This window comes from Myxococcus vastator (assembly GCF_010894475.1).
GTDB lineage: Bacteria > Myxococcota > Myxococcia > Myxococcales > Myxococcaceae > Myxococcus > Myxococcus vastator.
On record NZ_JAAIYB010000838.1, the window covers coordinates 1 to 1,426 of the forward strand.

Consider the following 1,426-nt stretch of genomic DNA (forward strand, 5'->3'; position numbering starts at 1 on the left):
CCGTTGCCGCCGGTGTCGGGGCAGCCGGCGGCGGGCAGCGCGCACTGGGGCAGGCTGGTGCCCAGGTGGCTGATGACCGCTTCAATGGGCACGCCGCGGTTGGGGCAGTTGGCGCAGTGGTGCAGGGCCACCACCAGGTTGTCCGAGTGGCCGATGACGGGCGATCCGGAGGAGCCGCCCTGCGTGTCCGCGTAGTAGCCGATGTCGTTGGGGCCACCGGACTGGCAGGAGGCCTCGTTGCGGCTGTAGATCTCCGCGAAGCCGGACTCGTCCCGGGCATCCGTGGAGCGCACGGCGATCTTCTTGCCGTGGCCGGCCGGGTGCTGCGGCAGGAAGATGCGCTCGTTCACCACGGCGCCGGAGGCGCGAAGTTGGAGGTAGCCGTAGGTGTTCACCGGGTTCTGGGACAGCTGGATGAGCGCGTAGTCACGCGGCGCGTCCACCTTCACCAGCGTGCCGCCCGGGATGACGGTGCCCGGACAGCCGAACCAGCTCGCGCAGCTCGTTGAACAGCTCGCGCCCTCCGCCATGAACTCGTAGTGGGTGTTCTGCGCCTCGCTCGCCGTGCCGACGCAGTGCTGGTTGGTCATCAGGTGACCCTGGCTGCCCACGAGCCAGCCCGTGCACGCGCCGGAGCCGTTGATGAGCAGGCGCGCCACCGGACGGGCGCGGCCGTAGATGGTGGGGTCGCTGGAGGCGTAGCAGGGGGCCCACTGCGTGTCGTCCGCGCCGCACAGGGCCTTGTCGCCCGACAGGCCCATCTCCTCGTTGGAGTAGCCTCGCGCGAACCGGTCGATGGAGTAACCGTGCTTGTTGAGGATGCCGCGGCGGTTGACGCTGTCGTGGCTGTGCAGCTCGATGATGGCCGTGTCACCGGCGATGTGGATGCCCCAGAAGCCACTGCGCGCGCCCGGGTGCGAGTTGTCGTAGCGCCACGACCGGGAGTTGTCCGGCGCGCGCACCACGACGAAGTCGCCTTCCTCCAGGTCGAGCCGCTCGAAGTGGGGCGCGATGTACGCCGCGCCGGGGTGGGTGATGACGTCCGTGTGGATGGGGCCGTCGGAGGCGCGAAGCTGCGTGGTGGCGTAGGGGTGGGTCGTCTCGAAGCGGCGGAAGACGTCCTCGCCCACCTTCGTGAGCCGCTGCGACGAAGAGGAGACCTCTTCCTGCTGGCAGACCTCATCGGAGGCCAGCGCCGACGGCGCCCCCGTGGCCAGCGCCGTGACGAGACATGCGAGTGGGATGCGTTTCATCGATTCTCCTGGGAGTGAAGCTCTTGCGGAGCTGACTGCACTCCCGTTTATACCCGGTAAAACTGACAATTCCCTGTAACGGCCATGGGTTCCGTGGCAGGCGCAGCGTGGCTGGAGATTTCTCTTTTCACGGTGAGTGACGCTCCGGCTGGCGCGGCGCGGTGCGTGAGGGG

General features: G+C 68.6%; 1 protein-coding gene. It reads right to left on the reverse strand.

All coding sequences use genetic code 11. The features are described 5' to 3' along the window. Nucleotides 1–1,253: trypsin-like serine peptidase (locus tag G4D87_RS37765; protein ID WP_163787593.1), on the reverse strand; the 1,253-nt coding region annotated here is incomplete at its 3' end. Between the last annotated feature and the right edge of the window lie 173 nt (nucleotides 1,254–1,426).